Genomic DNA, 23,265 nt, shown 5'->3' with positions numbered 1-23,265 from the left:
ATATGAAAACAATTAAATCAATTTCGTTGATAATTCTGGCTTTCTTAATTACAAGTTGCTCAAATAATAGTGTCATGAAACCAGAAGATTTTAAAAATAAAGAACCTAGGTTAATTATTGAAGAATACCTTACAGGAAACGTTAAAGCTTGGGGTGTTTTGCAAAATCGATCAGGAAAAGTTACAAGACAATTCTCAGCCGATTTAGACGGAACATGGGATGGCAAACAACTAATTTTAAAAGAAAAATTTAATTGGGACGATGGTGAGGTTCAAGACCGAGAGTGGACAATTACTAAAATAGATGAACATAATTATGAAGGTACAGCAGGGGACGTTGTTGGAAAAGCAATAGGATATTCTTACGGTCCTGCATTTAAATTTGAGTATGTTTTGTTAGTTCCAGTTAAAGGAAAAGAATTAAAAATTACTTTTGATGATTGGATCTTTAAACAAGATGAAAGAGTTGCAATCAACAGAGCTACAATGACTAAGTTTGGATTTAAAGTAGCAGAGCTAACGGTTGTATTCGTTAAAGATTAATTATTTCTTTTGATGCTTAGTCATCTTTCCTACTAATTTAAAATAAAGTTTACTTGGAAGAAAACTAAAGAACTTTAAAGTTAAAGTAAGCGCTTTTGGAAAATGTATTTCAAAAACATTCTTATTAATTAAGCCATCATAGATTTGATCAGCAGCAAATTCAGGTGTTTTCAAAAATGGCATTTTAAAATCGTTTTTATCAGTCATAGGTGTTTTAATAAAACCAGGAGAAACTAAACAAACTCGAACATTGTACCTTTTAAAATCAAAATATAAACTTTCTGCTAAATTATTTAGTGCAGATTTTGATGGTCCATAACCAGTTGAATTAGGCAATCCTCTATAACCAGCAATAGATGAAACTATAGTGATTATACCACTTTTTCTTTCTCTATAATATTGTTCCACTGCTTTAATGGAGTTCACTGTTCCAAAAAAATTTACTTTAAAAACATCTTCCATTTGCTCAACATCGATTTCTTTTTCTTTTTTTGGATTCCATGTACCAGTTGAAAAAAAACATATATCAATATTTTCAAACTTATTTTTAATCTGGTTGAAAACTTCTGTACATTTTGTTTTATCAGTAACATCTAAGGGAAATGATGAAATATTTTCATAATTTTTTGAAAGTTCATCTAAAAGTTCAACTCTTCTTGCGGATACAGCAACATTCCAACCTTTGTTTGCAAATTTAATTGCTAAAGCTTTACCAATCCCTGTACTACCACCAGTTATCCAAATAGTTTTTTTGCTCATTTTTTGTTATGTATAAACATTATGTTAAAAAATAAAATTGTAACATTTATATTATTTCTTATCATTACATTTTCAGCTTCATTAATTGGAGGATTAGCTACAGTTACTTTCAAGGAGCCTTGGTATTCTTTGTTAAATAAACCTGTTTTTAATCCACCAGACTGGGTGTTTGGTCCGGTATGGACAATTTTATATTTATTGATGACTATTTCTATTTGGATGTATTGGCACTCCAAAAATAAAGAGATGAATACAGTTTATATTTATTTTATTCATTTAGTTTTCAATGCAACTTGGAGTATAGTTTTCTTTGTATTTCACAACATGGTTTTAGCTTTAATAGTATTAGTTGTGTTAATTGCATTTATTATCAATCTAATCATAAGATTTAGACGCGTCACAATGATAAGCTCGTATTTAATGATTCCATATTTACTTTGGTGTTGCTTTGCTCTAATTTTGAATACAAGTTTGATAATATTGAATTAATTATGGATGATGTTGTTGTAGTTGGTGGTGGAATAATTGGAGCAGCAACAGCTTATTTTCTCTCAAAAGAAGGGAGAAAAGTAAAAGTTATTGAAAGAGATCCAACTTACAAAACAGCTTCATTTCCTTTGTCTTTAGGAGGTTTTAGAAGACAATTTTTTCAAAAAGAAAATATCTTACTTGGTAAATTTGCAAGAGAATTTATTTTTCAAATACCAGAATTGTTAAAAACTGAAAAAAATCCTAATCCAACAGCAAGTATGGTAACCAATGGTTACCTTTTAATGTTTGGTCCTGAACATGCTGAAGAACAATATAAAGCTTTAGAAAATCATAAAGAATGTGATGCAGGTACAAAAAATATTAAAGGATCAGAGTTATCAAAATTATTTCCATATATAAATGATGAAGGTGTTGAGACCGCTACTTACACAGACAATCAAAGTGAGGGTTGGATTGATCCTTTTATGTTTCATAGTGCACTGAAAAGTAAGGCAATAGAACTTGGGGCAGAATTTATTAAAGGAGAGGTTAAAAGTCTTTCAGAGATAAATGCAAAAACAATTGTTTCCGCAGCTGGTTGTTGGACTAAAGAATTATTAGAGGACATTCCTGTTGAGCCTCAAAAACACACAGTGTTCAGAGTAAAATGCCCAACATACATAAAAGAAATGCCTTTAACTGGTGATTTAACTACGGGTGTTTATTGGAGACCAGAGGGTGGAGAATATTTAGCGGGATCACCATTGTCAGTATTTGGTGCAGATGATTTAGAGCCAGCATGGAATGATTTTGAAGAATTAGTTTGGCCAGCACTAGCAAAAAGAATACCAGCTTTTGAAGAATTAAAATTAACTGGAGGATGGGCAGGTTATTATGATTGTAACAGATTAGATAATAATGCTGTTGTTGGAAAACATCCTAAATACGATAATGTTTATATGGCCACTGGTTTTACTGGAAGAGGATTAATGCAAGCTCCAGGTATTGGAAGAGCGTTAACTGAATTGATCACAACTGGTTCATACCAAACAATTGATATAAGTGATTTTGCTGTTGAAAGAGTATTGGGCAAAACTGCAAGAAGAGAACCTTACGTTTTATAATTAAGTTCCACAAAAAGTTTGATATTTTTCATTACCTATTGGTGTAGGTTTTTGAAATTCAATAATATTTTCTTGATCAGAATAAGGATTACTTAAAACTTTTAAAAGTTTATTCATTGTTTCAAGATTTCCTTTGCCTGCATCAGCTAGAGCATCCTCTACTTTTTGATTTCTTGGTATAACTATAGGATTAGTTTTTTTCATCAGTTCTAAGTATTTGTCAGATGAATTATTTAGTTTTAATCTTTTCTCCCATTCATTAGTCCAATTTTTAAAATCATCATTTTTATAAACTTCATTATCAACCTCAACACCCATTAAATGACAGAAGGTATTTGTATAATCTGCATTATTATTTTTCATCCAATCTAAAAGTTTATTAATTAATGTTAGATCATTTTTATCTTCACCAAATAAACCAAGTTTATCTCTCATCATATTTAACCATTTTTCTTCATAAATATTTTGAAAATTATCAATTAACTCTGTTGCAATTTTAATTGCTGTATCTTCATCTTTATCAATAAGTGGTATCAGACATTCTGCAAATCTTGCTAAATTCCATTTTGTAATTGGTGGTTGATTTGAAAAAGCATATCTTCCAAATTTATCTATAGAGCTAAAAACAGTTTTTGGATCATACTGATCCATGAATGCACATGGACCATAATCAATTGTTTCACCAGAAATAGCCATGTTATCGGTGTTCATTACTCCATGAATAAATCCAACCCTCATCCAATTAATGACTAACTGACATTGTTTTTCCATTACAAGACTTAATAAATCTAAAGCTTTGTTTTTAGAGGACTTAACTTCTGGATAGTGTCTATCAATTGTGTAATCAACCAATGTATTAAGATCTTCTAGATTTTGAGTGGCTGCGATATATTGAAAAGTGCCAACTCTAATATGGCTGGACGCGACTCTTGTTAAAATTGCTCCATTCAACAAATTTTCTCTAACAACTTTTTCCCCAGTTTTAACAACTGCAAGACTTCTTGTTGTTGGAATATTTAAAGCGTTAATTGCTTCACTAATTATATATTCTCTCAGCATTGGACCTAAAGCTGCTCTTCCATCACCACCCCTAGAAAAAGAAGTTCTCCCTGAACCTTTAAATTGTATATCGAAACGTTGATTTTTATTATCTATATGCTCTCCTAGTAGAATTGCTCTTCCATCTCCAAGCATTGTGAAATGACCAAACTGATGACCAGCATATGCTTGTGCAATTGTATTAGTTTCATCAGGCAAACTATTTCCTGAAAATATTTCAGCTAATTTTTTTTTATCTATTCCTGAAAAGTTTAAATTTAAATTTTTAGCAAGTTCTTCATTTAAAATAACAAGCTCAGGCTCGTGAACTGGAGTAGGTTTGATGTCTTCTTTAAATGTTTTTGATAGTTTTGAATATGAATTATCAAAATGCCAACCGATGGTCATTTTAATTAACTAACTTCAGCTTGATGTTCTTTTGGCTTAACTTCTGTTTTAAATTGATTAGAAATTTTTTGAACTTCAACAGATGAAACTTTGTATTCAGCACACATTGTTTCTTCATCTTTTCCATGACCAGTAACCATATTGACCATATGTTCTGGGAAGTGGAATGTTGTAAATACAATTCCTTCTTTAACTTTGTCTGTTACTTCAACTTTTAAAGCAACTTCTCCTCTTCCAGAATATAATCTTCCAATATCACCTGTATTTAAATCTCTATGAGCTGCATCTTTTGGATGAATTAGTAATACATCCTCATCAACAATGTTTATATTTTTTGTTCTTCTTGTCATTGTTGCTGCATTGTAGTGTTGTAAAACTCTACTTGTAGTTAAAATTAATGGATAATCTTTTTGATTAGCTTCTATCTCACTAGATTCTTTCCAATCAAAGTTTTTCAATCTTCCTTTTCCAAGTTTAAATGTTTCTGTGTGTAGAATTTGTGTATCTGTTCCATCTTCTTTTACAGGCCATTGTAATCCTAATTTACCAAGTCTCTCTCTAGTAACACCTTTAAAGAATGGTACCACATCAGCAATCTCTGCTAATACTTGATCTGCATCATAAGATGGTTGATCAAAACCTAATTTTTGCATCATCTCAGTTACAATTAGTCCATCTGGTTTTGTACCTGGTAATGGAGGAACTGCTCTGTTAACTCTTTGAATTCTTCTTTCAGTATTTGTAAAAGTTCCATCTTTTTCTAGGAAAGTAGTTCCTGGTAAAACGACAGTTGCAAGTTTTGCAGTTTCACTCATAAATATTTCTTGAACCACTAATAGCTCTAATGAGTTCATTGCTTCAATAACATGTGCACTATTTGGATCTGTTTGAACTATATCTTCACCAATAATCCATAAACCTTTTAGTTCTTTACTGATTGCAGCCTCAAACATTTGAGGGATTTTTAAACCTGGTTTAGTAGGGTGAGTTACACCATATTTTTCAGTATAAAATTTTTGATTGTTTTCATCCGCTACTTCAAAATAACCTGCACCTTGGTGAGGCTGACATCCCATATCCGCAGCACCTTGTACATTATTTTGGCCTCTAAGTGGATTTACACCAACACCTTTTCTTCCAATATTTCCTGTAATCATTGCTAAATCAGCAATTAACATCACTGTTTTAGAACCTTGTTCGTGTTCAGTAACTCCTAATCCGTGGAACTCCATTGAATTTCTAGCTGTTGCATAAGCAATTGCAGCTTCTTTAACTAGTTGTTTATCAACACCAGCAACTTTTGCTAATTGATCAACATCCTGTCTTTCAATTTCTTTTAAGAAATTATCAAAACCTTCTGTTCTATCTCTTACAAAGTCAGCATTATAAAGTTTAGATTTAATAATAAAGTGTAACATCATATTTAGAACTGCAACGTTAGTTCCAGGTCTAAGTTTGATATGATAATCTGCAAGTTTAGCTAATTCAGTTGTTACTGGATCAAGGACAATTAATTTTTTACCTTTCATCACTTGCTGTTTAATTTTTGCTCCTGTTACTGGGTGAGCATTAGTTGGGTTTGCACCAATCACTAAAAATAAATCTGCATGATAAATATCTTCTGTTGAGTTAGTTGCAGCACCTGTTCCAAATGTTTGTTGCATACCCCAAGCTGTAGGCGAATGACAAATTCTTGCACAACAATCTACACTGTTAGTTCCAACGGCTGCTCTAATCATTTTTTGGAAAACATAGTTTTCTTCGTTTGTACATCTTGCAGAAGAAATTCCAGCAAAAGCATCTGGTCCGTTTTCTTTTGTAATTCTATTCATTTCTTTTTTAATAAAGTCATACGCTTCATCCCAACTAGCTTCTTCAAACTTTCCATTTCTTTTAATCAATGGAGTTTTTAATCTGTCAGGGTGTTCATAAAAACTGAATGCGTATCTTCCTTTAATACAAGTGTGACCAGCGTTTACTTCTGTTTGTTTAGGAGTGTCTATTGCAACTACCTTATCATCTTTAATTGATGCTTCTAAGTTACAACCAACACCACAGTACGAACAAGTAGTTCTAACTTTTTTATCTACAGCTGCAGATTTAGATTGGAATACATCTGAAATTGCATCCGTTGGACATGTATGGGCACAAGCTCCACATGACACACAAGAACTATCTCCAAACATCATATCGTTGTCTGTTGTAATTCTAGACTCAAATCCTCTACCACTCATTGTTAAAACAAATGATCCTTGAATTTCATCACATGCTCTGACACATCTTCCACAGTTAATACAGTTATCTAAATTCATTCTCATGTAGTCATGAGAAGTATCTCTTGGAATTCCTTTATGTTGCTTAGGACTATTGTATCTATGATCAGAAACACCTAAATCATTTGCAACTGTTTGAAGTTCACAGTTATTGTTTACTTCACAAGTATCACATTCCATAGGGTGATCAGTTAAAACTAATTCAACAATATTTTTTCTAAGACTTGTTAATGCTTCGTTTGAAGTAAATATGTGCTGGTTTTCTGCAACTGGTGTATGACAAGATGCAACTACTCTAGTTGGTCCGTCTTTTTCTAAAGCAACTTCAACTGAACAAACTCTGCAAGCTCCATATGGTGCTAAGTTAGGGTCATCACATAAAGTTGGTACCTTTTTTTCACCAACATAGCTTTTAACGAATTTTAAAATAGATGTATGATTAGGACCTATTTCGTAAGGTTTTCCATCAATATAAGCAATTTTTCTTTTCTCTGAGCTCATTAATTATCTTTCACCATATCATTTTTCATTTCATCGCCAAAGTATTTTAGGATGTTTTGAATAGGAGTTGGGATCGCTCCACATAGAGCACATAAGCAGCCTTTTTGCATAGTAACCAACAATTCCTCTAGTAATTTTAAAGGAATTTTAGCTGTTTTCTTCTTAGCTTGATCAAACATTTCTTTTCCTCTGTAAGATCCAAGTCTTCCAGGAAAACATTTTCCACAAGATTCTTCTGCAGAAAATTCAAATAAATGATGAATGTATTCTGCCATTGGAAAATCTTTTGGGATACTAACTACACTCGCGTGACCTAACATAAATCCTTTTGCGGTAAACTCTTGAAAATCTAAATTTAAATTTTCTATTTCACCTAAAGGGACAACCCCACCTAAAGGGCCTCCTATTTGAAAAGCTTTAACGGGTTCTTTGTATCCGCCACCAATTTCATTAAATATTTTTTTCATTGGTGTTCCCATATCAATTTCATAAACACCTGGATTATTAAAGAAACTATCTAAGCAAACTAATTTTGTTCCAGCTGACTTTTTATTTCCAACTGAAGAAAATTTTTCTGATCCATTTAATAAAATTCCAGTTGCAGCTGCTAAAGTTTCGACATTGTTAACCACCGTTGGTTTTTTATACAATCCTTCTGTTACAGGGAAGGGAGGTCTTACATCTACTTCAGCTCTTCTTCCTTCAATAGAAGCTATCAAAGCTGTTTCTTCTCCACAAATATATGCACCTTGACCAATACAAATCCCAAGATCAAAAGAAAAATCTGTTCCTAAAATATTTTCACCTAATAGATTTAATTTTTTAAGTTCATTAATACATCCATTGATCGCCTCAATCGATTTTGGATACTCGCCTCTGATGTATAAAACTCCTTCATCACTTCCAATTACAAATCCACAAAGCACCATTCCAAAAATAACTTTTAATGGTTGATCTTCTAACAGGTATCTGTCTGAAAAAGCTCCTGAGTCACCTTCATCAGCATTGCAGATAACATATTTCTTATCACCTTTTGCTTTACTACAGAAATCCCATTTCATTCCTGTTGGAAAACCTGCACCACCTCTTCCTGTAAGGTTTGAGTCTAATAATGATTTTACTATTTCTTTTTTATCTGTTTTTAAAAATTTACTTAACTGTTCTTTAAATTGATCTGTTGATGATAATTTATCATCCATTAAAAAACTAGTTGTTGCATAACTCTTAGAGAAAAACTTTTCTTGTTTAATTTCTTCACCTTTTAAAATTTGATCTATTTTTTCAATATCTTTTCCAGCATAATTTTCACCATCATAGTGAAATGCATGATTTTCATAACAATGACCTAGACAAAACATCTCTCCAACTTTGTCATCACCTAATTTTTCTTTTAATTTATCTTTTAGTTTGTCTTGAGTACCAGCACACATGCATGCACTTCCGTTACATACGAAAGCTTTTTTTTCTCTATGTGAAGGTCTTAAAAATTCATAAAAAGATTCAGCACCGTGAAGTGTTGAAACTCCAAGGTTATGTTTTTTTGCAATTTCTTTAATATCTTGAGGGCTTTCACTTAATGTGTTCTCTGAAATTTGCTTAAATAGGTTGTCTTTTAAGCCTATTCTTCCAGATAAATTACTTATATTTTTTGACACAATTTCCCTTTTATTATTATTCCACCTTAACTTTTTTGTTATTTGTGTAAATATTAAAACTGTCCCTCTTTACGAAACCTATGAGGGTAATGTCAAACTTATTAGCTAAATCGATAGCAAGACTTGTTGGCGCACCAACCCCGATCATAATACCAATATCTGTCATTAAAACCTTCTGAACTAGCTCAAAATTAAGTCTCCCAGAACACGTAATAAATTGGTCTTTTGGATCAAATTGGTTTTTCTCCAAAGCACAGCCGATAAGTTTGTCTAAAGCGTTGTGTCTTCCAACATCTTCTCTTAGAGCTATCAATTTTCCATCACTATTAAATAGACCACTTGCATGGATACCACCGGTTTTGCTGAATTCAGACTGCCCTTTTCTTAAAATATCTGGAGATTGTATAATTACATCTTTTGAAATTTTAGGTTCAGAGGCATTTGTCTTTGTAGTTTTAATTATCTCAAGTGCATCCAATGAAGATTTCCCACAAACACCACAAGATGAGTTGGTTAAAAAATCTCTTTTAATTTTTGATATATTAACATTTTCTGAATTATTGAGTGTTGCTAGTATTTTATTTTGAATTTTATATTGACCAACGTTTTCTCCATAACTTTCAATACCATCAATATCATTTAAACTTTTTACAATTTGTTCATTAAATAAAAATCCTCTTACAAGATCTTCATCATCACCAGGAGTTCTCATCGTAATAGATAAAGTTTGCTCAACCCAATTATCTTTTTCTTTGTACTTTAAAGAAATCTCTAATGGTTCTTCAATAGAAACTAAATCTTCAACATCTTTAAAATTATTAGATGAATACTTTAAAACTTTATATTTTGAATTCATAATTATTTTAAAGGATAGTTTTTTTGCAATAAATATTTATTGATTATGATTGCGAGTAACAAAATTATGATACATCCAAATATAATTGGATTGATTAAATAATCATAAGAAGCACTTCCAATAATAACAATTATTGGATTTCCTCCTGCGGGAGGATGAACAACATTTAATAAAATCATTAAGAACACTCCAACACCTACTGCAAATGCAATACTCATATAAATTGGAAGTGGTATAAAATTAACAAATAAAACACCCACTAATGCAGTTAACAAATGTCCAAAGAAAACATTTTTTGGTTGAGCAAAAGGACTTTCATGAAATCCAAACAATAAAACCATGGATGAGCCAAATGATGCTGCAATAAAATATCCAAGAGTACTTTTGTAAGTTAATACTGTAAGTACCCCTATAGTGATTGTTGAAAAAAAACCTGCAATCAATGCTTTTTGCAATAATGGTTTTGTGATTTTTATCATTTATATTTTTAATGCTTTAACAATTGTTCTTAAAGGTAAAAGCAAACATTCTTTCCTTGAAAGATTTTTTTTATCTAAAATTTCTTTAAAATCTTTCCAGTGTTTTTCTAGACTTACTTTAACATCTTCAAACAATTTTTCACCAGCTGTAACAAAATCTTTTATTTCCTTTAAGTTTTTATCCTTAATTTTTCTAGATAATAAGCTGACAGATGCTTGGCAATAAATACAAGATTTACACTGATAACCCATATCTTTTACAACGTCATCTTTGACAATTAAGCTTATTTCCATCTCGTCTCCACAAATTGGATTTTTATTTTTTGATTTGTGAGTAAAGTTTTCTAAAACTTTATTATTTTCTGTGTGAGACGCGATTTCTAAAATTCTTAAATCCATTTAATTTCTTTAATTCAACTTTGAATGTTTTATATTTTATTCATGGAACATAACAATATTTTAGGAACAGTGCTAGCAGGCGGTAAGTCACAAAGGTTTGGTGAAGATAAATCTCAGATATTGTTAGCTGATAAAATATTAATTGATTATATCTTGGCAGAAATAATTGATGAATTTAAGGAAGTATTAATAGTATCAAATAATTCAATTAAATTTACTAATTCAGATAAAATTTCACTTATTGGAGATATTAAAAAAGATCTTGGCCCTTTAGGTGGAGTTCTGTCAGCAATGAAATGGGTAAAAGATCATAATAAAAATTATCAATGGATAGCAACTTTTCCAGTAGATACTCCCTTTTTTAAAAAAGAAATTTTAGAGCAATTCATTAATCAAATTGATGAAAATGAAAGTAGTTTATTCTTTATAAAATCAAACAATACTAGACATAACATCTTTGGTTTATGGTCGATGAGTTTATTAGATCAATTAGAAAATGATCTAGAAAAAGGAGCTCGGAAAGTTGAATTGTGGGCTAATAGTATTGGAGTTAAAACAATTAATATGGAGTTTCCAAATCAAGATCCTTTCTTTAATATCAATACAAAAAAAGATTTAGAACAAGCTAAAGAATTATTAAAAAAATGATTAGTTACGATCAATCTAGAAAAATTTTAAAAAAAGCAAAAATTAAAATTAAAGATGAAATTATATTAAGTGAAAACTCTCTTAACAGAGTGATTTCAGATAATATTTATTCAAAGATCAATTATCCAGCAGGAGATAACGCTGCATTTGATGGATTTGCAATTAAATCAAAAGATACTAATGGAATTAAGAAAAATTCGCCAAAACAATTTAAAATAATTGGATCTATTGCAGCAGGAACAAAATCACTAAATAAAAAAATTAAAAAATATGATGCCGTTGAAATAATGACAGGTGGAATAATTCCAAAATGTTTTGATACAATTATCCCAATAGAACAAATTATTTTTTATCCAAACAAAAATAATAAAAAATATATTTTAATTAATCAAAAAATTAAAAAGTTTAATCATGTAAGATTTGCAGGTTCAGACTTTAAAAAGGGTGAGATGGTTGTCAAAAAAAATACAATTATTCAACCAAATCATATTTTAGCTTTTAAAACTTTGGGGATAAATAAGATTAAAGTTAAAAAAAAGATTAATATTTTATTTTTTTCAACTGGTAATGAAATTACTGACAAAGATAATATTCCAAACTGGAAAGTTAGAAACTCTAATAGTCATTACATCAAAAACCTTAAAGAAAACTTTTTATTTAATTTTAAAAATGGTGGAATACTTAGAGATAAGCATCAAAATATTTATAAATCTCAAATTAAAAAACTTATAAGTAGTGATACTGATATATTGATAACATCAGGTGCTGTTTCTGCTGGAAAATATGACTATATTCCAAGTGTTGTTAAGACATTTAAATTATCCAATTATTTTAAAAGTGTAGCAATCCGACCAGGAAAACCAATTTTATTTGCTAAAATTAAAGGAAAACAAAAAGCAATATTTGGTCTTCCAGGAAATCCAATGTCATCATCTGCTTGCTTTAGATTTTTCGTTATTCCTTTTATGGAAAACATTTTAGGACTAAGTGAAGAACAGCCTATTAGGGCAACTTTAAAAAATAGCTTTTCAAAAAAACAGAATTTTACAAGGTTTGCAAAAAGCAAATTAAGCACAACTAAAAATGGAAAAATAGAAGTTGAGATTTTGCAAGGGCAAGAGTCTTTTAGAGTAAAGTCTTTTGTTAAATCAAACATTTGGTCTTTGTTGCCAGCAGGGAAATCAAAATTTAAAAAAGGGGATATCTTAGATTGTTTTTTCCCCAACCATTCTAATCAATCTTTGATTTAGAAACGTATTTTTGTTGTAGAAAAATCTTTTTAGAATTAGATTTCTACAAATGTTAGAGTTAAGAAATCCAAAACTTGCTGTCCCAATTGTACTGTTTGCTGGCATATTATGGTCATTTGGACCTTTGGTTGTAAGGTATATGGATAGTCCCAATCTTGTTCCTTGGCAGTATATATTTGGAAGAGGTTTAACTATTTTTATTCTACTTAATCTCTATCTGTATTTTGAAGAAGGAAAAAACTTCTACAAAAATTACTATAAAATAGGATTATCGGGGATAGTTGGTGGCTCAGGTCTTGGAGTTGCAATGATCACGTTTATTTATTCTATAACAAACACCAGTGCCGCTGTTACTTTACTTTGTTTAGCTGCAATGCCTTTTTTTACAGCTCTTTTGGCATTTTTATTTCTTAGAGAACGAATTTCACTTAATGTTTGGATATCAATTATAATTGCTTCAGCTGGTATATTGATAATGGCAATTGGTAATACTGGTGAGAAATCTTTAATTGGTTTTGTATTTGGACTAACTTCTTCGATAGGTTTTTCTGTATTTTCAGTTTCATTAAGATGGAGAAAAGAAACTCCTAAGTTTACAACAGTTGCTTTTGCTGGTTTCTTTTGTTTTGTGTTTGCATCAATTATGATTTTATCTACTGGACAAGCATTCTTTGATACGAGTTATAATAGTTCTTTATTTTCACTTCATGGATTTTTAGTTTGTTCAGGATTAATTTTATACTCAATTGGTTCAAAAGCTATTCCGGCTGCTGAGTTAACATTGTTATCTTTAACAGAAGTTGTGGGTGGAATATTTTGGGTTTGGTTACCAATTTTAGGAATTAATGAAGTACCATCAACAAATACAATTATTGGAGGTTTCTTTTTGTTTGTATCTTTATTTTACTACAGCTTAATTATGAGATGGAATAAACGCTACATAGCATTAAATTAAATTATTATGGAACGACCAGATTTTTTTGAACTTAAAAATGGTGAAAAAGTAAAATTACCATTTACAGATAAAGAATATAATGATCGAGTAAGTAAACTTAGATCAGTGATGGAAAAAAATGGTCTTGATATGATTATTTTAACCTCCATGCATAACGTTGCGTATTACACAGGTTTTATTTACTGTTCTTTTGGAAGACCATATGGATGTGTGATTACTCAAGATAAAATTTCAACAATTTCAGCTAATATTGATGCAAGCCAACCATGGCGTAGATCGCATTGTGATAACGTTATTTATACTGATTGGAAAAGAGATAATTTTTTAAGAGCAATTGTATCAATTATTGGAAGAGATGAGCCTCCAAAAAATATTGGAATTGAAAATGATCATGTCACGTTAGATATGAGAGAAAAAATAGGGTCTATTTTTACTTTTTCTGTGTTTAGTGATGTTTCAAAAGATTTAATGAAACTTAGAATGATTAAATCAAACGAAGAAATAGAGATTATAAGAAATGGCGCAAGAATTGCAGACATTGGTGGTGAAGAAATAGTTAAAAATATTAGAGAAGATAACACGGAGATCGAAGTAGCAATTGCAGCAAGAGATAGAATGGAAAGAGAGATTGTTAAAAGTTATCCAGGTGCAGAGTACATGGATACTTGGGTATGGTTTCAATCAGGTATCAATACAGATGGAGCTCACAATCCAAAGACCAATAGAAAATTAGTTAAAGGAGATATTTTATCTTTAAATACTTTCCCAATGATCTCAGGTTACTACACTGCTCTAGAGCGAACTTTGTTTTTAGATCATGCAGATGATGCTTCACTTAAAGCTTGGGAAGCAAATGTTAAAGTACACAAGCGTGGACTAGAATTAATCAAACCAGGTGTTAAATGTTCAGACATTTGTCATGAGCTAAATGAATTATTTGCTGAACTTGGTTACCTTCAGTACCGAACATTTGGCTATGGTCATTCATTTGGTATGCTTTCTCACTTTTATGGAAGAGAAGCTGGTTTAGAATTAAGAGAAGATATTGATACTGTTCTTGAGGAAAATATGGTCGTTTCTATGGAGCCAATGATAATGATCCCAGAAGGTAATCCTGGTGCGGGTGGATATAGAGAACACGATATTTTAGTAATAGGTAAAGATGGAGCAGAAAATATTACAAAATTTCCTTTCGGGCCTGAGCATAATATTATAAAAAACTAATCTTTATGAGCGAGAATAAAACTATTGTTAATAGTTGGAACGAGTGGGATCCGTTAAAACATGTAATTGTTGGAAGAGCGGATGGCACTTGTATACCCGCACCAGAACCAGCATTAGATGCAAAAGTTCCTGAAGATAGTGATATGCGAGGACAGTTTGGTCCAAGAACCAAAGACACTGTCGATAAAGCAAATGAATTGTTAGATAACTTTTCGAACATGCTTCAAAAAAGAGGCATCAAAGTTGATCGACCAACACCAATTGATTTTAATCAAAAGACATCAACACCAGATTGGGAAGCAGAAACTATGTTTGGTTGCATGCCTCCAAGAGATGTTTTGTTAACTGTAGGTAATGAAATTTTAGAAGCAACAATGAGTTATAGATGTCGTTGGTTTGAATATCTATGTTACCGACCACTTCTTAAAGATTATTACAATCAAGATCCTAACATGAGACACGAGTCTGCTCCAAAACCAAGACTAACAGACGCAGATTATAGAAAAGATTATCTATCAGATAAAATTGGTGTTCAAAAAAGATTAGAGTGGACTGAGAAAAAATATTTCGTAACTACTGAAGAAGAGCCATTGTTTGATGCAGCAGATGTATTGAGATTTGGAAAAGATTTGGTTGTTCAGCATGGATTTACAACTAATTTAAAAGGAATTGATTGGTTAAAGAGACATTACAAAGATCATAGAGTACACGCAGTAAATTTCCCAGGAGATCCATATCCTATTCACATTGATGCAACCTTTACCCCAATAAAAGAAGGTTTAATTATCAATAATCCTCAAAGAAGATTGCCAAAAGAACAAAGAAAACTTTTTGAAGATAATGGATGGGAAATTGTTGATAGTGCTCAACCAGCACATAACGAACCGCCACCACTTTGTTATTCTTCAACATGGTTATCAATGAATGTTTTAGTTTTAGATCCCAAAACAGTTTGTGTTGAGAAAAGTGAAATCTATCAAGCTGAACAATTAGATAAATTAGGAATGGAAGTGGTACCAGTAGAATTAAGAGATGCCTATGCATTTGGTGGAGGACTTCATTGTTGCACAGCAGATGTATATAGAGAAGGTACTTTAAAAGATTATTTTCCAAAACAATAACAATGGCTAAAATAAAAACAAAAAGAGAGCGAGTTAAATTCGCCTCCGATAATGTTGCTGGTGCTTGTCCTGAGGTATTAGAGGCAATTATTAAAGCAAATGAAGGAGACAGTACTCCTTATGGAAATGATCCTTTATCAACTGAATTACAAGATAAGTTTTCAGAAATATTTGAAAAAGAGGTAATTGTTTTTCCAACTGCTTCAGGAACAGCTGCTAATGCTTTGGCTTTATCTACGATGACACCTTCGTATGGAAATATTTATTGTCATAAAATGTCCCATATTAATACTGATGAATGTGGTGCACCTGAATTTTATACAGGAGGTGGAAAATTAATCCCTTTAACTGGAATAATGGGAAAAATAACTGCAGAAGAATTACACCAATCGATAGGTGGAAAAGGAATTGTGCATCACACCCAACCTTCATCAGTTAGCATTACTCAAGTCTGTGAAACAGGGGAAGTTTATCAATTAGATGAAATCAAAAAAATTGCAGAGATAACTCACAAACATAAACTAAATTTACACATGGATGGTGCTAGATTTGCTAATGCATTGGTATCTTTAGGCGTAACTCCTGCCGAAATGACTTGGAAATCAGGGGTCGATGTATTGTCATTTGGAGCAACTAAAAATGGATGTTTAGCAGCTGAAGCAATTATATTTTTTAAGAAAGAATTAGTAGGGGACATTGCTTTTTTAATGAAAAGAGCAGGGCACTTGTTATCTAAAATGCGTTTTGTATCTGCTCAACTAGATGCCTACATTTCAAATGATGTTTGGCTCAGAAACGCAAAACACGCTAATGCAATGGGCAAAAAATTAAGTGATGGTCTAAGTAAGCATAATGATATTGAAATTGCTTATCCAACTGAAGCAAATGAAGTCTTCGCAAAATTTCCAAGAGAAAAAATAGAACATCTTAATTCAGAAGGTTACAAGATGAACGAAGAAGAATTGGATGGCAAAGCTGTGAGGCTAGTTGCTGCTTGGAACACTAAAGATAGTGATGTTGATGAATTGTTAAATACTATTAAAGCTAACTAGGATTCTCTTTTAAAAATTCAATATACTTTATAACTTCATCAAATTGTTCATCAGGAATATCCTTGTAACTTGCATTGAATTTGCTTTTCACACAAATAGCAATATGAGCATAGGGGTTTCTTCCTTTAGGGTGATTTGGATGGTCAGGTAATTGTCCCACCAAATAATCGCCAGCTTCCTGAATAATTTTCCAGAGTTTACTTGCGTTTTCTTTGTTCATATTATTTTAAAATATTATAGTCTTTAATTATGTCAGATAAAGAGATTCATCAAGGTGGCTGTGCTTGTGGAGAAAACAGATACGAAACAACAGGTAATCCAGAACGAGCTAGAGTTTGCCACTGTAGATATTGCCAACTAAGATCAGGTAGTCCTTTTGGTGTTGGTGCTTGGTTTAAAGAAGAAAATGTAAAACATCATTCACAAAATTATAATCAATATAAATTTGTAACTGAGAGTGGAAATACTTTTGAAACAAATTTTTGTAAAAAATGTGGAACCAGTGTTTATTGGACCATATCAGCACCTGCTTTAAAAGGTTTAACAGCAATTGCTGCTGCAACATTTGATCCACCGAGTTTTTGGTTTGGAGTATCAGGTGAAATTTTTACAAGATCAAAAGCACCTTATATTGATATTAAATGTGAAGAACAATTTGAGACATCACCTACTTATAATCCAACTAAACAGGATGAAGATAGGTTTGATGGATCTAAATAGAATTACTTTCCCACAATAGAGGAAAATATTCTTCATCTAATAAATCACTATTTTCTTTTTTGTATTTTTTGTAAGTTTTAGCTGTTCCACCTTCATTTGTTGGGTGAAACTTGGCATTACTTGGAACACAATGAGAAACAATTGCTCGTCGATTGTTATTTGAAGTATTTATTCCTGATCCATGCCAGGTAAATCCATGATGAAATGAAACACCACCAGCGGGTACTTCTACATAAGAAACTTCTATTTGTTTATTATTTTTTTCAGCAAAAATATTTAATTCTTTTTTATAATCTTCTGGTGAGTGAAATTCTCCTTTAGGTGGTTGAAGACCCCATTTATGAGAGCCTTTAATATACTCTAATGTTCCAGTTTCTTTTGAAGTGTCATCTAATGACATCCAACAAGTCATCATGGTTTGTGGAATAAGCCAATCATCATAAGCAGCGTCTTGATGAAAGCCTAAGGTTTTTCCTCCAGGTGGTTTCCATAAAACATTATCCTGAACTAATCTTGCACCTTGCCATTTCATTAAATGAGAGCAAACTTCACCAATTATTTTATGACAAACTACTTTTTTTATTAAATGATCTGCTTTCCAAGCATTACAGATTTGACGAGTAACATCTTCAGGATCTTTACCAAATTTCCAGTTCCACTCATCTGGCTCAATACCTGTTTCAAAATTACCTTTAAATAAAGGCTCAAATTTATTTCTAAGATCTTCAATATAATTTAAATCTAAAAAATTATCTAAAATCAGAAACCCATTATTATTAAACTCTTCAACTAAATTCTCAGAGAGTTCAAAGTTTATCATGATTTATTTGGTAACCATGAATGATAAAGCGGATTGTCTTTATCTATAGGAAGTTTAATATTTTTATTTTGTCTTGAAGAATCGTATACAGCGGTAACAAATTCTAAAGATTTTCTAGCATCTGATAAAGTTACCTCATCACTAGTAGATCCATCTAATTTGTTTGCAATTTCATCAAACATACCTGCATACCAAGATTGAGGTTCCTTTACTTTTGCGAACACTTCATCTATTTGGGCTTGAGTAACCGGAGATCTTGGTAAGAAATGCCATTCATCATCCGCTGGACTGTATGGTTTATCCGGAGATGCTCCAGACTCCGCTGTTAATCCCTCAAAACAAAATCTAAGTCTGCTTGTATCGTTTGCTGCTCCAAGTGTAATTGAGCTAGTAACCAGTGTTCCATTTTTCATTTCAATTGATAAAGCTGCACAATCTTCAACGTCAATATCATTTACTCTCGTTGATAATTTAGCAAATACGTTTGAAACTGGACCTAAAATCATGCTTACTAAGTCATGAATGTGTATTGAATGACTTAATATAGCTCCTCCTTGTTCACCTTCCCAAGTTCCTCTCCAAGGTTTTGAATAATAATCTTTTCCTCTATTCCAATGAGTTTCTAATGAAGCAACCAATGGTTTTCCTGCTAAACCAGATTTTATTAATGCTTTTAATTTAGAAAATCCTAAACCATATCGATATTGGAAAACTGGAAAAATAATTTTACCCGTTTCTTTACTGATCTTTTCTAATTCATCGACTTCTTTAAGACTTGATACTAATGGCTTTTCACAAATTACATGCTTTCCAGCTTCCATAGCTTTTTTACAAGCTGAAAAATGTAAGTGGGGTGGAAGACATATATCAATGATATCTATTTCTTTTATTTTTAATACTTCATCAAAGTTGAGTGACACGTTTGTTTCGGTGTCATTTGATAAAATATTGTCAATTGCTTCTCTTGTAAGCCCACATAAAGTGTGAACATTAAATCTTTCTTTGACTTTTTGAAAATCTTCATAGTGCTTAGCGCCGATGTTGGTTCCAATAATTGCTACTTGATACTTTTTCATTTTTTTTCAGCTTTTAATTGTGCTTTTATTGCAAGTTCCATTGAAAGATATGTTAATTCTTGAGAACAAGCAGTTTCAGTTCTGTTGATTACATCATTAATTAAATTTCCAAAGTAGGGTAGCTTAACATCGGAGCAATCGATGTATTTAACTTCTTCATTATTTGCTAAATATAAATGATTACCTTTTTCTGATTTTGCTAAATCTGTATATTTTCTTATTTCTATATAGCCTTTATCTCCAAGTATTAATAATCTTCCATCTCCCCATGTTGGAAGTGCATCTGGAGTAAACCAATCTAATCTAACGTAACCATGTCCACCATTTCCAGTTAGATTTACTTCTCCAAAATCTTGAAAACCAGACTTTTCCTTTTTGGTAGTATTTTCTATAAGTGCATGATTAATTTTCGCTTCATTTGAATTTGTAAATACTAAAAATTGATGAATTTGATGTGAGCCTATATCAGTAATTATTCCACCATAACTTTCTCTATCATAAAACCAATCAGGTCTTTCATAGTTGCCTTGTCTGTGTGGACCTGTTCCAATTGTTTGTTTTACTTGACCAATTTTTCCCTCGTTTACTAATTCTTCAGCCTTAGCAACAGCTGCAACATGAAATCTTTCTGAAAAATTAACTGACCAAATTTTTCCAGTTTCTTTAACTGTTTGTTTAAGTTCATTTAATTGATCTAAAGTAGTACAACCAGGTTTATCGACCATCACATCTTTTCCAGCTTTTAAAGCTTCTATTGAATTATGAGCTCTATCTTTAGGAACTGAAGATATTAAAATCATGTCAATTGAGGGATCATTTAATATTTCTTCCTTATTTTCTTTTCTTTTAATGTTTGGGTATTTTGAATTGAATTCCTCTAGAGTTAATGGATCACCCTCTGTCCAAAAATGATCACACGTACATCCTTCATTTAACATTTCATTCAACATGTCAAAGATATGACCATGATCGATACCTATAACACCAAGATTTAATGTTTTTTTCATAATTATTTTTTTATTTCTAGATAAGTTTTTAAATATGTTTCTTCTGGAGATATCCCAAAGATTTTTTCATTAATTTTCCCATTAAAATTGTAAATTTCTGAACGATCTTTTCCCATTAAAATATCAAGTTTGATCGTTCCGTTAATTTGACCGTTAGAGTTAATTTTTAAATTTGCTGTTTCGTAAAAATCTTTTGGACCAGTTTTAAGTTTACTTTTTTTGATATTAAAAAGTAACTCTCCATTATTAATTTTAATTTTACCATTACCAATTTTCATTTTTTTATCATTTTCAAGTCGATACAATTTAAATTTATATTTTCCATCAAATTTCTTGAGTTTTTTATTAATTTCAGCTTTTTTTTCATCACTAAGTAAATAATCAACAACTAATGCATTTCCTTTCTTGTCTATCCAATTATTTACCGCTTCTTGAAGACTCATATCAAAATAGTTCTTAGTATAAGTTTTGTTATCCCAAGCTAAGACGTGTCCCCAATCCTCAAATCCTGAAATTTTTCTCTTGTCAGCTTCAATACTAAACCCAGAGTTATAAAATTCTAAATCTTTCTTGATTGCTTTTTTTAAAGCTAATTTATCTTTAATTGGATCCGCATACCTGTCTCCGATATTCCAAATAAAAAATACATCTTTTATATTATTTTTTTCAAAGTTTTTTCTTGAGGGGAAACAACTAACCCAACTATCATTACAAGCTTCCATGGATCCTTTATAGATAAAGCTTCGATCATTATTTTTTTCAAAATTTTCATAAAATTTAGTTGTTTCTTCATCGAACCAGAAACTATCCACTAAAACTCTTACATTATTATACTGCCCAATTCTTTCTGCATGAAATCCAATACCAATTGCTCCCGCCGAATAACCTAAAAACATAATCTCATCGGCTTTCTTAAGCTGTTCATCAAGTTGATCTATAACATCATTAACTATTACCCTTCCTTTAAAAGGAATTTCTTTACCATCTACAATGTTGAAATGGTTACCTTGATAAAGATCGCTAGAACAATAAGGAATGAACACCATATTATAATTTTTATCCTCAACATCTTTCTCTATGGCCTGTCCAAAATAATGAGGTTTTAATTCAGGTGACTTCATACCGTCAGATCGTGATATGTATTCATCAGCATTTCGTGCGACACCACCACCAGGTAAAATTATTGCCCATTTTTTTGATTTTGCTTTTTTTATTGTAAATGTAGCTTGCTCACCATTGTTACAAACAGCATCAGGATTTTTAGTAAGTTTTAACTCGTTTGAAAAACTAGAGCTGATAGTAAAAATTAAAAAAAATAATGTAATAAAAAATTTTATCATTCAATAATTTTTGGATTTTTAAAATATTAGTCGAAGGCACATCTAAAACCAACATAAATTGCATAGAAATTAGATGGTTTGTATTGTGCTCCACTTTTAGAAGTCTTAGAACCTCCATACCACCACGATGCACCAGCTGTTAATGAATTATCATTTTTTTGATCGTCTATCCATTCCCAAACATTTCCTCCCATTGCAACTAAACCATTAATTCCGTCTGGTAGTTTAGTTACATCCATATGTTTGTCATAATTTAATAATCCTTGAGAATTCATATTTTTAGCTTCATCCCCACTTGGGTATTTATAGACTTTGCCTTTTTCAAACTCTGAAGAATTAAATACCTGCTTGTATGCAGCGTAAGACCATTCATCAAAAGTGGGCAGTCTACCATCTATTGATTTACAGTAATCCTCAGCTTCGTATCTACTAACATGTACCGCTGGTTCTAATTCACTATCAGGATTTTCGCCGTATGGGGTTTTATATGTCCAACCAGCTCTTTTTTCCCAACCAGCACCCCATTCATATCCACCACCAGTTTTCTCTGCTTCAGTGATTAAATTATTTTTTTTGGCATAATTTTTAAATTCTTGGATAGTAATTTCATATTTATTTAAAGAAAAATTTCCAAAATCAATTTTGGTGTTTTCAAAGGCAAATGTTTTAGAAAATAAAAAAAAACTTAGGATAATAAGTTTTTTCATTTAATTAGTAGGACCCCTTTTTTTCTGAACCGTTATAAAAGATTTCTTGTAGATATTTATTTTCTCTAATTCTTAAAGACTTGCCTTCCTCACTCATTAATGAATTAGTACGATTAATAACTTCGTGATAATGGTATTCATCTTTTCCTCTAGCAATTTGAACACTATTTTTTCCTAAAATTTGTTTAACATTAGTTCCTATGTAACTTTGAACTACAAAACCAATTCTTCTATCATTACTTTTATTTATTCCAGAGCCATGAACTATTCTTGGGTGATGTAATGACATTTGACCTGCTTTAAGCTCTACGGGTTTAACTTCATTTTCTGGTACTCCTTCCACTGTTTGACCACGTGTTAGTAGGTTTCCTTTATTAAACTTTTGGTTATGATCTTTTAATTCAATATGAGATTTAGGCCACATTCTCATGCAACCATTTTCATTATTTGAATCTGTAATAGCTATCCATGCAGTAACCCAATTATGAGGTTCTAACCCAATATATTTTGCATCTTGATGGTAACTTACAAATCCTTCTTGCTTAGGATCCTTTATAAACAAGGTGGTACTACAAACTAAAATATTTTTTCCAATAATGCTTTCAACTGCATCAAGAATTTTAGAATTATGAACAATTGCATCTAGTTTAGGAGAGATTAAGTGGACATTGTATCTGCCAGATTTATCAATTTCATTTGGCATTTCTTTTTCAATTAACTCAATTTCATTTCTTGCTTCTAAAGCTTCTTCTTTAGTTAAAATATCTAAAGGAGCAACATATCCTTCTTCATTGTACTGTTTCTGTTGATTTGAATTAAGATAAGTCATATTATTTTTAA

The 23,265-nt window shown here is 31.3% G+C and carries 24 protein-coding genes; 10 read left to right on the top strand and 14 right to left on the bottom strand.

Going from position 1 to position 23,265, the window contains the following annotated elements; translation table 11 throughout:
- Positions 1-2: 2 nt before the first annotated feature.
- Positions 3-542, top strand: a complete 540-nt coding sequence (locus ACTTBM_RS06920) for a DUF3833 domain-containing protein (RefSeq protein ID WP_440635291.1) — start codon at positions 3-5, stop codon at positions 540-542.
- Here ACTTBM_RS06920 and ACTTBM_RS06915 read toward each other — a convergent pair whose 3' ends face one another.
- Positions 543-1,301: an SDR family NAD(P)-dependent oxidoreductase gene (locus tag ACTTBM_RS06915; RefSeq protein WP_440618708.1), complete on the bottom strand. Its 759-nt coding sequence runs from the start codon at positions 1,299-1,301 to the stop codon at positions 543-545.
- A 21-nt stretch (positions 1,302-1,322) separates the two neighbouring features.
- Here ACTTBM_RS06915 and ACTTBM_RS06910 point away from each other — a divergent pair, with 21 nt between their 5' ends.
- Positions 1,323-1,790 carry a TspO/MBR family protein gene (locus tag ACTTBM_RS06910; protein ID WP_440635290.1) on the top strand — a complete coding sequence of 156 codons (468 nt, stop codon included), beginning with the start codon at positions 1,323-1,325 and terminating at the stop codon, positions 1,788-1,790.
- A gap of 2 nt (positions 1,791-1,792) precedes the next feature.
- Complete coding sequence (locus tag ACTTBM_RS06905; protein ID WP_440635289.1) at positions 1,793-2,896, top strand: NAD(P)/FAD-dependent oxidoreductase; 1,104 nt, start codon at positions 1,793-1,795, stop codon at positions 2,894-2,896.
- Here the strand turns inward: ACTTBM_RS06905 and ACTTBM_RS06900 are convergent, their stop codons facing one another.
- Genes ACTTBM_RS06900 through ACTTBM_RS06875 form a run of 6 tightly spaced genes read right to left on the bottom strand, consistent with a single transcriptional unit; the run spans position 2,897 to position 10,505 of the window.
- Positions 2,897-4,342 carry a protein adenylyltransferase SelO gene (locus ACTTBM_RS06900; RefSeq protein ID WP_440635287.1) on the bottom strand — a complete coding sequence of 482 codons (1,446 nt, stop codon included), beginning with the start codon at positions 4,340-4,342 and terminating at the stop codon, positions 2,897-2,899. It lies immediately after the preceding gene.
- 5 nt (positions 4,343-4,347) lie between these two features.
- Positions 4,348-7,116: a formate dehydrogenase subunit alpha gene (gene fdhF / locus ACTTBM_RS06895; protein ID WP_440635285.1), complete on the bottom strand. Its 2,769-nt coding sequence runs from the start codon at positions 7,114-7,116 to the stop codon at positions 4,348-4,350.
- A complete protein-coding gene (locus ACTTBM_RS06890) occupies positions 7,116-8,771 on the bottom strand; it encodes an NADH-ubiquinone oxidoreductase-F iron-sulfur binding region domain-containing protein (protein ID WP_440635284.1) in 1,656 nt (551 codons plus the stop codon). Before ACTTBM_RS06890 ends, fdhF begins: the two co-directional genes overlap by 1 nt.
- A gap of 16 nt (positions 8,772-8,787) precedes the next feature.
- Positions 8,788-9,627, bottom strand: a complete 840-nt coding sequence (gene fdhD, locus ACTTBM_RS06885) for a formate dehydrogenase accessory sulfurtransferase FdhD (RefSeq protein WP_440635283.1) — start codon at positions 9,625-9,627, stop codon at positions 8,788-8,790.
- 2 nt (positions 9,628-9,629) lie between these two features.
- Positions 9,630-10,106 (bottom strand): HPP family protein, encoded by a 477-nt coding sequence (locus ACTTBM_RS06880; RefSeq protein WP_440635282.1) that lies wholly within the window; start codon positions 10,104-10,106, stop codon positions 9,630-9,632.
- Positions 10,107-10,505 carry an iron-sulfur cluster assembly scaffold protein gene (locus ACTTBM_RS06875; RefSeq protein ID WP_440613951.1) on the bottom strand — a complete coding sequence of 133 codons (399 nt, stop codon included), beginning with the start codon at positions 10,503-10,505 and terminating at the stop codon, positions 10,107-10,109.
- Positions 10,506-10,529: 24 nt separating this feature from the next.
- Between ACTTBM_RS06875 and mobA the strand changes: the two genes are divergently transcribed.
- From mobA to ACTTBM_RS06845, 6 genes are read left to right on the top strand one after another with little or no spacing between them, the layout of a single operon-like run.
- The gene (gene mobA, locus ACTTBM_RS06870) at positions 10,530-11,153 is read left to right on the top strand and encodes a molybdenum cofactor guanylyltransferase (RefSeq protein WP_440635281.1); all 624 of its coding nucleotides are present in this window, start codon (positions 10,530-10,532) and stop codon (positions 11,151-11,153) included.
- On the top strand, positions 11,150-12,403 hold the full coding sequence (locus ACTTBM_RS06865; protein ID WP_440635280.1) for a molybdopterin molybdotransferase MoeA: 1,254 nt from the start codon (positions 11,150-11,152) through the stop codon (positions 12,401-12,403). The genes mobA and ACTTBM_RS06865 overlap by 4 nt, the downstream gene beginning before the upstream one ends.
- Before the next feature lie 49 nt (positions 12,404-12,452).
- Positions 12,453-13,358: a DMT family transporter gene (locus ACTTBM_RS06860; protein ID WP_440635279.1), complete on the top strand. Its 906-nt coding sequence runs from the start codon at positions 12,453-12,455 to the stop codon at positions 13,356-13,358.
- A gap of 6 nt (positions 13,359-13,364) precedes the next feature.
- Positions 13,365-14,582, top strand: a complete 1,218-nt coding sequence (locus tag ACTTBM_RS06855; protein WP_440635278.1) for an aminopeptidase P family protein — start codon at positions 13,365-13,367, stop codon at positions 14,580-14,582.
- Between the two features lie 5 nt (positions 14,583-14,587).
- Entirely contained in the window at positions 14,588-15,703 is a 1,116-nt protein-coding gene (locus ACTTBM_RS06850; RefSeq protein WP_440635276.1) for a serine/threonine protein kinase, read from the top strand.
- Between the two features lie 2 nt (positions 15,704-15,705).
- Complete coding sequence (locus ACTTBM_RS06845; protein WP_440635275.1) at positions 15,706-16,755, top strand: threonine aldolase family protein; 1,050 nt, start codon at positions 15,706-15,708, stop codon at positions 16,753-16,755.
- Here ACTTBM_RS06845 and ACTTBM_RS06840 read toward each other — a convergent pair.
- Positions 16,748-16,975 (bottom strand): hypothetical protein, encoded by a 228-nt coding sequence (locus ACTTBM_RS06840; protein ID WP_440635274.1) that lies wholly within the window; start codon positions 16,973-16,975, stop codon positions 16,748-16,750. The two genes, ACTTBM_RS06845 and ACTTBM_RS06840, sit on opposite strands and share 8 nt — an antisense overlap.
- Before the next feature lie 29 nt (positions 16,976-17,004).
- On the opposite strand from ACTTBM_RS06840, the gene ACTTBM_RS06835 reads away from it, so the two are divergent.
- Complete coding sequence (locus ACTTBM_RS06835) at positions 17,005-17,475, top strand: GFA family protein (protein WP_440635273.1); 471 nt, start codon at positions 17,005-17,007, stop codon at positions 17,473-17,475.
- Here ACTTBM_RS06835 and ACTTBM_RS06830 read toward each other — a convergent pair.
- From ACTTBM_RS06830 to ACTTBM_RS06805, 6 genes are read right to left on the bottom strand one after another with little or no spacing between them, the layout of a single operon-like run.
- A complete protein-coding gene (locus tag ACTTBM_RS06830) occupies positions 17,468-18,295 on the bottom strand; it encodes a phytanoyl-CoA dioxygenase family protein (protein ID WP_440635272.1) in 828 nt (275 codons plus the stop codon). The two genes, ACTTBM_RS06835 and ACTTBM_RS06830, sit on opposite strands and share 8 nt — an antisense overlap.
- Positions 18,292-19,371 (bottom strand): Gfo/Idh/MocA family protein, encoded by a 1,080-nt coding sequence (locus tag ACTTBM_RS06825; RefSeq protein ID WP_440635271.1) that lies wholly within the window; start codon positions 19,369-19,371, stop codon positions 18,292-18,294. Before ACTTBM_RS06825 ends, ACTTBM_RS06830 begins: the two co-directional genes overlap by 4 nt.
- The gene (locus ACTTBM_RS06820; protein ID WP_440635270.1) at positions 19,368-20,378 is read right to left on the bottom strand and encodes a Gfo/Idh/MocA family protein; all 1,011 of its coding nucleotides are present in this window, start codon (positions 20,376-20,378) and stop codon (positions 19,368-19,370) included. Before ACTTBM_RS06820 ends, ACTTBM_RS06825 begins: the two co-directional genes overlap by 4 nt.
- 2 nt (positions 20,379-20,380) lie before the next feature.
- Positions 20,381-21,718, bottom strand: coding sequence for a pectin acetylesterase-family hydrolase (locus ACTTBM_RS06815; RefSeq protein WP_440635268.1), 1,338 nt, complete (start codon positions 21,716-21,718; stop codon positions 20,381-20,383).
- Positions 21,719-21,744: 26 nt separating this feature from the next.
- Positions 21,745-22,425 carry a formylglycine-generating enzyme family protein gene (locus ACTTBM_RS06810; protein ID WP_440635267.1) on the bottom strand — a complete coding sequence of 227 codons (681 nt, stop codon included), beginning with the start codon at positions 22,423-22,425 and terminating at the stop codon, positions 21,745-21,747.
- Between the two features lie 4 nt (positions 22,426-22,429).
- Complete coding sequence (locus tag ACTTBM_RS06805; RefSeq protein WP_440635266.1) at positions 22,430-23,254, bottom strand: phytanoyl-CoA dioxygenase family protein; 825 nt, start codon at positions 23,252-23,254, stop codon at positions 22,430-22,432.
- Positions 23,255-23,265: the final 11 nt, after the last annotated feature.

Source organism: Candidatus Pelagibacter sp. HIMB1746 (assembly GCF_052047555.1).
Classification (GTDB): domain Bacteria; phylum Pseudomonadota; class Alphaproteobacteria; order Pelagibacterales; family Pelagibacteraceae; genus Pelagibacter.
This window is presented reverse-complemented; position numbering and strand designations above follow the sequence as displayed.

Excerpts from the sequence above, each read along its gene's own strand:
- ACTTBM_RS06920 (WP_440635291.1), top strand. The coding sequence starts at position 3 with ATGAAAACAATTAAATCAATTTCGTTGATAATTCTGGCTTTCTTAATT.
- ACTTBM_RS06915 (WP_440618708.1), bottom strand. The coding sequence starts at position 1,301 with ATGAGCAAAAAAACTATTTGGATAACTGGTGGTAGTACAGGGATTGGT.
- ACTTBM_RS06910 (WP_440635290.1), top strand. The coding sequence starts at position 1,323 with ATGTTAAAAAATAAAATTGTAACATTTATATTATTTCTTATCATTACA.
- ACTTBM_RS06905 (WP_440635289.1), top strand. The coding sequence starts at position 1,793 with ATGGATGATGTTGTTGTAGTTGGTGGTGGAATAATTGGAGCAGCAACA.
- ACTTBM_RS06900 (WP_440635287.1), bottom strand. The coding sequence starts at position 4,342 with ATGACCATCGGTTGGCATTTTGATAATTCATATTCAAAACTATCAAAA.
- fdhF (WP_440635285.1), bottom strand. The coding sequence starts at position 7,116 with ATGAGCTCAGAGAAAAGAAAAATTGCTTATATTGATGGAAAACCTTAC.
- fdhD (WP_440635283.1), bottom strand. The coding sequence starts at position 9,627 with ATGAATTCAAAATATAAAGTTTTAAAGTATTCATCTAATAATTTTAAA.
- ACTTBM_RS06880 (WP_440635282.1), bottom strand. The coding sequence starts at position 10,106 with ATGATAAAAATCACAAAACCATTATTGCAAAAAGCATTGATTGCAGGT.
- ACTTBM_RS06875 (WP_440613951.1), bottom strand. The coding sequence starts at position 10,505 with ATGGATTTAAGAATTTTAGAAATCGCGTCTCACACAGAAAATAATAAA.
- mobA (WP_440635281.1), top strand. The coding sequence starts at position 10,530 with ATGTTTTATATTTTATTCATGGAACATAACAATATTTTAGGAACAGTG.
- ACTTBM_RS06865 (WP_440635280.1), top strand. The coding sequence starts at position 11,150 with ATGATTAGTTACGATCAATCTAGAAAAATTTTAAAAAAAGCAAAAATT.
- ACTTBM_RS06860 (WP_440635279.1), top strand. The coding sequence starts at position 12,453 with ATGTTAGAGTTAAGAAATCCAAAACTTGCTGTCCCAATTGTACTGTTT.
- ACTTBM_RS06855 (WP_440635278.1), top strand. The coding sequence starts at position 13,365 with ATGGAACGACCAGATTTTTTTGAACTTAAAAATGGTGAAAAAGTAAAA.
- ACTTBM_RS06850 (WP_440635276.1), top strand. The coding sequence starts at position 14,588 with ATGAGCGAGAATAAAACTATTGTTAATAGTTGGAACGAGTGGGATCCG.
- ACTTBM_RS06845 (WP_440635275.1), top strand. The coding sequence starts at position 15,706 with ATGGCTAAAATAAAAACAAAAAGAGAGCGAGTTAAATTCGCCTCCGAT.
- ACTTBM_RS06840 (WP_440635274.1), bottom strand. The coding sequence starts at position 16,975 with ATGAACAAAGAAAACGCAAGTAAACTCTGGAAAATTATTCAGGAAGCT.
- ACTTBM_RS06835 (WP_440635273.1), top strand. The coding sequence starts at position 17,005 with ATGTCAGATAAAGAGATTCATCAAGGTGGCTGTGCTTGTGGAGAAAAC.
- ACTTBM_RS06830 (WP_440635272.1), bottom strand. The coding sequence starts at position 18,295 with ATGATAAACTTTGAACTCTCTGAGAATTTAGTTGAAGAGTTTAATAAT.
- ACTTBM_RS06825 (WP_440635271.1), bottom strand. The coding sequence starts at position 19,371 with ATGAAAAAGTATCAAGTAGCAATTATTGGAACCAACATCGGCGCTAAG.
- ACTTBM_RS06820 (WP_440635270.1), bottom strand. The coding sequence starts at position 20,378 with ATGAAAAAAACATTAAATCTTGGTGTTATAGGTATCGATCATGGTCAT.
- ACTTBM_RS06815 (WP_440635268.1), bottom strand. The coding sequence starts at position 21,718 with ATGATAAAATTTTTTATTACATTATTTTTTTTAATTTTTACTATCAGC.
- ACTTBM_RS06810 (WP_440635267.1), bottom strand. The coding sequence starts at position 22,425 with ATGAAAAAACTTATTATCCTAAGTTTTTTTTTATTTTCTAAAACATTT.
- ACTTBM_RS06805 (WP_440635266.1), bottom strand. The coding sequence starts at position 23,254 with ATGACTTATCTTAATTCAAATCAACAGAAACAGTACAATGAAGAAGGA.